Annotated in this window: 9 protein-coding genes; 5 read left to right on the plus strand and 4 right to left on the minus strand. The window is 60.0% G+C overall.

Going from position 1 to position 8058, the window contains the following annotated elements; genetic code table 11:
- Positions 1–278: 278 nt before the first annotated feature.
- Both HHL15_RS25725 and HHL15_RS25730 read left to right on the plus strand, forming a co-directional pair.
- Positions 279–698, plus strand: coding sequence for an HD-GYP domain-containing protein (locus HHL15_RS25725; protein WP_169148637.1), 420 nt, complete (start codon positions 279–281; stop codon positions 696–698).
- A gap of 97 nt (positions 699–795) precedes the next feature.
- Positions 796–2061, plus strand: coding sequence for a type II restriction endonuclease (locus HHL15_RS25730; protein WP_169148638.1), 1266 nt, complete (start codon positions 796–798; stop codon positions 2059–2061).
- A gap of 105 nt (positions 2062–2166) precedes the next feature.
- On the opposite strand, the gene copK is transcribed toward HHL15_RS25730, so the two are convergent.
- Entirely contained in the window at positions 2167–2454 is a 288-nt protein-coding gene (copK, locus tag HHL15_RS25735; RefSeq protein WP_169148639.1) for a periplasmic Cu(I)/Cu(II)-binding protein CopK, read from the minus strand.
- Positions 2455–2682: 228 nt separating this feature from the next.
- Positions 2683–3057 carry a hypothetical protein gene (locus tag HHL15_RS25740; protein ID WP_169148640.1) on the minus strand — a complete coding sequence of 125 codons (375 nt, stop codon included), beginning with the start codon at positions 3055–3057 and terminating at the stop codon, positions 2683–2685.
- 253 nt (positions 3058–3310) lie between these two features.
- Here HHL15_RS25740 and HHL15_RS25745 point away from each other — a divergent pair, with 253 nt between their 5' ends.
- Entirely contained in the window at positions 3311–5737 is a 2427-nt protein-coding gene (locus HHL15_RS25745; protein ID WP_169148641.1) for a heavy metal translocating P-type ATPase, read from the plus strand.
- The gene (cueR, locus tag HHL15_RS25750; RefSeq protein ID WP_148580828.1) at positions 5734–6177 is read left to right on the plus strand and encodes a Cu(I)-responsive transcriptional regulator; all 444 of its coding nucleotides are present in this window, start codon (positions 5734–5736) and stop codon (positions 6175–6177) included. The genes HHL15_RS25745 and cueR overlap by 4 nt, the downstream gene beginning before the upstream one ends.
- Here the strand turns inward: cueR and HHL15_RS25755 are convergent.
- Both HHL15_RS25755 and HHL15_RS27085 read right to left on the minus strand, forming a co-directional pair.
- Positions 6130–7047, minus strand: a complete 918-nt coding sequence (locus tag HHL15_RS25755; RefSeq protein ID WP_148580829.1) for a hypothetical protein — start codon at positions 7045–7047, stop codon at positions 6130–6132. The genes cueR and HHL15_RS25755 overlap by 48 nt on opposite strands.
- A gap of 102 nt (positions 7048–7149) precedes the next feature.
- Positions 7150–7917, minus strand: a complete 768-nt coding sequence (locus HHL15_RS27085) for an HAD family hydrolase (protein ID WP_408065745.1) — start codon at positions 7915–7917, stop codon at positions 7150–7152.
- On the opposite strand from HHL15_RS27085, the gene HHL15_RS25765 reads away from it, so the two are divergent.
- Positions 7826–8058: transposase (locus HHL15_RS25765; RefSeq protein ID WP_169147065.1), on the plus strand; the 233-nt coding region annotated here is incomplete at its 3' end. The genes HHL15_RS27085 and HHL15_RS25765 overlap by 92 nt on opposite strands.

Below are 8058 nucleotides of genomic sequence, written 5' to 3' on the forward strand. Positions count from 1 at the left end.
GCTCCGAGTCGCCCTGACGCAAACGCATCAGGGCCTGGCGGTACTCGTGCATCTCGATACTCCTGCGGGCCACCGGCTTTCTCCTGCCAAACCCGGCAGGGTAGCGATGGACCGCTCAAGGTCGAGACGTCCGTCAGAGTGAGACTGGCTCCATTACGCCGATCCGGCGCTGGCGCCTATGTGCCGATCCGTGGGTGGCTCCATTACGCCGATCACGGAGTGGCTCCAATGTGCCGGTCACAAGGTGGCTCCATTGTGCCGATCATCAACTGGCTCCAATGTGCCGGTCGGTGACACCGGTCCTAGGTACTGAGATCGTCACCGGAAACCCCTGGTTGCAGGAGGCTGCCGTGATCATCCGGCACCACCACGAACGTCTGGACGGAAAAGGTTACCCCGATGGTTTGCTCGGCGAGGGAATTCCCCTGATCGCCCGGATCTTCACCGTCGTGGACGTGTTCGATGCGCTCACTTCCGAGCGCTCCTACAAGTCGCCGATGGGGCTCGACGAGGCCATGCAGATCATCCTGCGCGAATCCGGAAGTCACTTTGATCCGCGCATCGCGACCGCGTTCATGGATATCGCCCCTGCGCTGTACGTCACGATCACGCGGGCAGATCCGAACGAACTACGACAACGTCTCCATGAGGCGTTGTCGCGCTACTTCAAGCTGGGTGTCTTGCCGCCGCTTGCGTAGTTCATGCCAAGTGCAGAACGTGTCCGGTAGGTGCGAGTCCCGTCGAGCCTTCTGTTGGTGATACCCTGATCGACTACCTGATCTGCTTTCCATCTGCATGTCTGAAACTACCCGTCTCTTGATTGATCGCTGGAAGCAAGACCCGAATGGAAGCTACCAGTCCTGGTTCTTGTGGCCCGAACGACTGAAGAACTTCCGCTCGATCCGGCGTGGAATCGGCCAGGTCATCAAGGAGATCGACGAAGGCAACTTCGGCAATGTCTATCAAGGATCTTCTCTCCAAACGGTCGTGGCTTCGATTGCCGAGCAGCGTCAGATCTTCAAGGGGGCCGACCATGCGTTCCTGTGGAAGCCTAAACTGAGGATTCCGGATATCTACGAAGACAGGGACAATCAACGTGCCTTTGGACGGTTGCTGCATGCGTGCGATTGCTGCACCAAGGAGGCCGACGTGCTCCAGGCGATCCGCACGCTCGAAGCCAAGGGCATCAAAGGCCTGGGGCCAGCCGCAGCCAACCTGCTTTACTTCATTCATCCCACGATCGTCGTCCCGTTCAATACGGCCATCGTCAAAGGCTACAACGCGTTGACCGGCGCTGCGGTCAAGCTCGGGCGCTGGGATCATTACCTCGCGATGCGGCAGGGGCTCATCGAGTTCAACCAGCGCCACCGGGATCTTCTGTCCAATGATCTGGGTGCCGTGGCCGGGCTTATGTTCGATCTGGGCATGGAGCGCTATCCCTTGCCGCCTGCCGAGGGGGATGCCAAGGCAACTGATGCCTGGGCCAAGGATCTGGCTGCAGTCCGGGAGGAAACCGCCGCCTTTGCCAAGCAACTCGACAAGAATCGGGTTTCCGACGAGGGGCATACCGAAGTGCAAGGGTGGCTGAGAGACCTGGGGCTGGCCCTGGGGTTCTCGGTGTGGATTGCCAGCAACGACCAGAGTCGGCCCTATAACGGAGGGCGCCTCGCCGATGGGTGCCTCACGGTCTTGCCCCTGGCCTTGCAAAATGAAGGAGCTGACGCGGTGCGGCTCATCGATGTGATCTGGCTGGAACGAGAATCCGGCACAGTGGTGGCGGCATTCGAGGTCGAACATACGACCTCGATCTACTCCGGCATCGTTCGGCTGCTGGATCTGGCTTTGTCCGGTGGCGCGGCCCAGCGCCATCATCTATTCCTCGTCGCTCCGGATGAACGAGAGGCCGATGTCCGGCAGCAGGTGCTGAGGCCGGCCTTCTCACAGGTTAGGGAGCTCAACATCCGCTACCTACCGTACGGAGAGCTACGCCAACACCGGGAAGCCATCGCCCGGTTCGGAGTTGGCATCAAGCCTGTGGAAGCCATCGCCAGAATGTTCTGATGTGCATTTTGAGACTAGTCGCCATCGACAATGAATCTCGTGAGCCCCCAAGCTGCCTCAGGGTGCATTGAGGGCTCTCATGCCATTCAGGCGGCAACGGAAGAACTAGCTCCCATCGCCATGTCGTAGTAGCGAGTCAAGCCGCATGACCTCATCGCCATGCATGATGATCTTCCGGCCATCCTTGGTTTCCATGACGGTTTCTTGCTTCATGCGAGTCGCACGGCCGTACTTGTCTTCCATGGCCATTTTCCCGTCCTTGAAGATATAAACCGTCGAGCCATCTTTCAGCTCGATGACCTCTTTCGCTGCCGCCCGCGCCTCATCAGAAGCGAATGCACCCGTTGTACCTATGACGCTCAGCGCGGCCACGACCAACATTTTCTTTAGCATTTCTCTCTCCTTTGGTTGTGTGCAGGTGATCCTGCACTTCTATGATGGACGTTGGCTCCTTACGGGAGCCAAACCGTCCGATGACAGTTTTGTCAGCGGCTTGTTATGTTGTCGGGCCGCTTTGTTGCTGGATGAAACGCGGCTGTTGGCAGTCCCGACTGAGTGTCAGGGCTTGAGTAACAGGCGCGAATGTGGTCGCGTTGGATCTACAAGTGAGTCTCGTCGGGGCTACTTGCCCTTGGTCGCTTCGTAGAGGCCGTGTCCGCCCACACCTTCTTCGTGGTTGTCCTTACCCCGATCCAAGGTCTTTTCGGCTTCGCGCTTTTTGGCCTGGCTTTCCTTTGTCGCCGGCGGCATCTTCTTGGCTTCATGGAGTGCGTGACCGCCAACCCCCTCCATGTGGTTGTCCTTCTCCCGATCCCAGTTCTTCTGCAGATCGCGTTCCTTCTTCACATCGGCAGCCGTGGGTTTGCCTTGCTTTTGCAGTTCGTTGAGGGTGTGTCCGCCAACGCCTTCAACGTGATTGTCCTTGTCGTTGATATCTGCATGGGCAGCGCCGGCAGTGAGCAGCAGCGCGGCAAATATGGTGGAAATGAGTTTCATGATTTTCTCCTTTGGTTCGGTCATGAGTGAGCCTGCAGTTGAAGCATGCGCTACCGACCCTTACGAGACCCGAACATGGGGGTGACAATTGCGTCACCTGCATGTCAGGAACAGGAGCCTCGTCCAGACTTCCAGAGGATGGTCGCTCCCACCACCGTCCCGATCACAAAGTGAAAAAAGGGCTCCGACGCCGTTGACCTTCCCATGATGGCAAGGTCTAGCCTGCTCCTGTCACCTCAACAGGAGTTGCATCATGAGTTCTTCCACTGTCACGCTGCCCCGCCAGGCGCTATCGATCGGTATTGAGGGCATGACCTGCAGCAGTTGCGCTGCCCGCGTAGAAAAGCTGCTGGGTCGCTTGCCCTGCATTTCCAGGGCCACCGTCAGTTTCTCTACCGAATCGGCGTTGCTGGAGTCCGACTCGGTCGTTGATCTGACGACCGTGCGCCAGGCGATTGAGAAGGCGGGTTTCCATGTCCCTGAGGAAAACCGGGTTTTGGCGATCACGGGGATGACGTGCAGCAGTTGCGCCGCGCGAGTGGAGAAGGTTCTGGCCGGGGTTCCCGGTGTCGTGAGTGCCGTCGTCAACCTCGCCACTGAACAAGCGCATGTCACGCTGACTCGTGGCGTGCCTACCTCGGCCCTGATCGAGGCCGTCCGGAAAGCGGGTTACGATGCCGCATTGCAGACGGAGGGCTCCCCAGCTGCCGCAGCATCAGTCCGCCAGGGTGCCGAATGGTGGCCTGTTGCAGTTGCGGCGACCCTCTCCCTTCCGCTCGTGATTCCGATGCTGGCTGATCTCTTCGGCGCACATTGGATGCTGCCCGGCTGGGTGCAGTTGTTGTTGGCAACCCCTGTTCAATTCTGGCTGGGGCTGCGTTTCTACCGTGCAGGCTGGAAGGCACTGCGTGCAGGTAGCGGGAACATGGATCTCTTGGTGGCCCTTGGAACGACTGCGGCCTACGGACTCAGCGTATATCTCCTGGCAAAGCCGACAGGCGGTGAGATGCCTCACCTGTATTTTGAAGCTTCAGCCGTGGTGATCACGCTGGTTCTGCTGGGCAAGTGGCTTGAAGCCAGGGCCAAGCGGCAAACCACCGAGGCGATCCGGGCGCTCCAGGCTCTGAGACCCGCCGTTGCCCGCATTCGTACTGACAACGGTGATCAGGAGATCACCATCGATGCGGTCCGCGTGGGCGACGTGGTTGTTGTGAAGCCCGGCGAGCGGGTCCCAGTGGATGGTCAAATCATGGAAGGAGAAAGCCACTTGGACGAATCCATGTTGACCGGTGAAAGCCTGCCGGTCCCCAGGCAGCCGGGAGATCGCGTCAGCGGTGGTGCGATCAATGCCGACGGCTTGCTGCTGGTGCGGACAACGGCCATCGGTACGGAAACCACTTTGGCCCGGATCATCCGGTTGGTCGAGAGTGCCCAGTCTGCCAAGGCGCCCATTCAGCGCTTGGTGGACCGGGTGAGTGCGGTATTTGTCCCGGTGGTCATGCTCATCGCCCTGCTGACCTTTGGTGGATGGTGGGCGTACGGCGGTGATGTCGAGACGGCGATTATCAACGCCGTCGCCGTGCTCGTGATTGCCTGTCCGTGTGCATTGGGTCTTGCCACGCCCACTGCGCTCATGGCGGGAACGGGGGTTGCCGCCCGACACGGCATCCTGGTGAAGGATGCGGAGGCGCTGGAAGTGGCGCACAAGGTGACAGCCGTCGTCTTCGACAAGACCGGCACGCTGACGGAAGGCAAGCCCCAGGTCGTGGCCCTCGAATCCGGCAGCGGTGATGCCCGGCAGCTCCTCAGCCTTGCTGCCAGTCTTCAGTTGGGTAGCGAGCATCCCTTGGCCCGAGCCGTGGGCAAGTCTGCCCAGGACGCGGGGTTGAGCCCGGTGGTTGCGCGCTTCGTCCAGGCCTTGCCCGGACGCGGGCTTGCCGGCGAAATTGAGGGCACACGCTACGTTCTTGGCAATACCCGATTGATGCAGGAGCGCGGCTTCATGATGGACCATCTCGCAGACACCGCGAAGCACCTCGAAGCCGAAGGGCGGACTGTATCCTGGTTGGCGTCGGAAAGCGCCCAGGCGGTGCTGGGCTTGATCGCCTTCGGCGACCGACTGAAGCCAGGGGCATTGGCAAATATCGATTGCCTCAAGCAGATGGGCATCAGAACCGCGTTGATCACCGGCGACAGTCGTGGGGCTGCGCATGGTGTGGCAACCGAGCTTGTAATCGATCAGTGTCTGGCCGAAGTGCTGCCGGCGGACAAGGCGGCGGAGATCGAAACCTTGAAACGGGAAGGCTACGTCGTTGCCATGGTCGGCGATGGCATCAATGATGCCCCGGCATTGGCTGCCGCCGACATTGGCATCGCCATGGGAACCGGAACGGACGTGGCCATGCACGCGGCCGGGGTGACCTTGATGCGTGGCGATCTGGCGCTGGTGGCTTCAACCATCGACATCTCCCGTCGCACCTACGCCAAAATGCGACAGAACCTGTTCTGGGCTTGTGTCTACAACGTCGTGGGCATTCCCCTGGCGGCCGCGGGACTCCTGAACCCGGTCATTGCAGGTGCCGCCATGGCATTCTCTAGCGTCAGCGTGGTGTCGAACGCCTTGCTGCTTCGGCGTTGGCGTTGGCGCCCCGTCAAATTAGATAAGAGGAAGGCGACATGAACATCGGAGCAGTTGCCAAGGCCAGCGGTGTCTCGGCCAAGATGATCCGCCACTACGAGCAGATCGGCTTGATTGGCCACAGCCCCCGGACCGAAGCGGGCTACCGGCAGTATCAGGAGCGGGATCTGCACACGCTGAAGTTCATCCGCAGTGCCCGTGATCTCGGGTTCTCCCTGGAGCAGATTCGCCAGCTTCTGTCGCTCTGGTATGACGGGGAGCGCTCCAGTGCGGAGGTGAAGCAGCTCGCGGAAAGTCACTTGAGCGATCTGGATGAACGAATTCAGGCGCTCATCACCATGCGCGACGCACTGGTACGTCTGTCGGAGAGTTGTTGCGGTGACGATCGTCCTGATTGTCCGATTCTTGAGGGGCTTGCCGGGCACGTGCCCGCATCATCGAGCCCACCCCAGCTCTCGAAGCAGAAAGCCCAGGGCGTTTAGGGCGAACTGGGCATCCTCCTCCGTGGGAGGCCGGGTGTTATAGCGTTTTTGCTCGTTGGGTTTTCCGCGAGAGTGAAAGCGCTGCAGCAGACGGATTGCCGAACCTGCTGCTGACGGGGGCTGGGTATTGCCGTTGCCTTGCTGTTTTTCGAACGCTTTCAGCAAGTCGCCCAAGTCGAGGTGGTGGACGTTGTTTGGGGCATCTCCGGATGCTTCGAGCCAGTACGCCAGGACCGTGGTTGTCGCGGCACGACAAAGATCGATCAAGGAAACCGGACTGGAGCGAAATGCCGCATCGGCCACCTTGTCCAGAATTGTCGTTACCTCTGGGCTCGCTTGTTTGGGGATATGGTCGTCGATCAACTCGGGCAGACAACCAAAGGTAGAACGGGCGTGCAGCGTGATCAGCTCTTCGCCTGATGCGATGGTCTCCACGGAGACAATCCGCCAGACAGTGGGGGCTGACTGGGTTCCAAGTACCAACTGGGCACGTACTGAGTTTGGAAACGCCGAGGCGAAAATTCGGGCGGGGTGGTACGTATAGAGCATTCGATTCAGCCGGCCATCCATCGACATGTTGTTGCGATCTGGAGGCTCTGCCGGATGCGGAGGAAAGTACCACGTCTGGTTCAGGGCTCCGTCCCGCCACTCGTACAGGCGACCTCGACGTACCCGAGTGACGGGATCGAACGAATCCTCCCGAAAAACCAGGTGAGCATTGTCCAGCCGAGCTGAAGCGGGGAGCGTGCCCCAATCGCTGTCGCAGGTGATCAACGTGGCAATCGAGATTATCGGAGTCGGCCAGATCCCGTGCCCATAGTTGCTCACCCCCTCGAAGACTAGCCACGTGTTGTTGTCGATACCGATCATGCATGCGTCCTCCATGTTGAGTGCGGCGCGATGCTAATGGATTCCGGAGCGCTAGTTGTGAGTGTTCGCGCATCGTTTCAAGATCCAAGAGGGGGACGAAGGCTACTGCGGAACGGATGGCGGAGCTTGACGTGCCAGATACGAAGGCAAGTCGGATAATGACCGCAGAAAGCGGGGATCGGGGCTTGCCAGGTTCCGAGCAAGGTGGATTGCGTGCATCCCAACCCGCCTTGGCCCCAGGCAGTCTGCCTCGTAGGTATCCCCGACCATCAGCACCTCGCCCGGACTGAGCGCCAGTGACTGCCAAATTGTGCTGTAGATCCGGTGGTCCGGCTTCACAACACCTACCTCGAAACTCCATGCATACGCATCGAACTCAAAGGGTAGAAGGGACAACACAGGGGGTGCGTATGGTTTGGCCAGATTGCTACACAATCCGAGTTGCAACCCTTGTCTTTGCAAAGCACGGAGGACCGGAACGACCTCCGGATAAAGTCGAATACTGCTGATCTCAATCGCGAGCTCGTCGGCAAGCTCATCGCACAGGGCTGGCGAGAGAGCCAATCCAAGCCACGTCGCGATGGCCCAGATGTCACCGTTTATGCTCATGATCCGCGCGGCATCGTCGGGCCGCGAAATCCGTCCGGCCTGCGCTGCGAGGCGCAAAAGCCGTGCGTATGGACGGCGCCGATCTCCAATCTCAGCCAGCGTACCCCCCCGCGTCAGAATAGTTGTCGCCTCTCTATGATGTTGAACCTGGGGGCGACAAGGATGAGAGATGGCTCGGTACGGAGAAGCATTCAGGAACAGAGCGGTGGCGCGGTTGTTGCCGCCGGAGAGCGCCCAAGTGGGCGTGGTATCACAAGAGATTGGGGTTTCGGTGCAGACATTGGAACGATGGCGTGAGGATGCGCAGTCCAGGCCCGCCCGAGGGCGGGCCTGGACTGCGCGCGCTCGACTCGAAGCGGTGATCACTACGGCGGCGATGGACGAGGCCGGCAAGAGCGCCTG

It is taken from the genome of Zoogloea dura, from assembly GCF_012927165.1.
GTDB lineage: Bacteria > Pseudomonadota > Gammaproteobacteria > Burkholderiales > Rhodocyclaceae > Zoogloea > Zoogloea dura.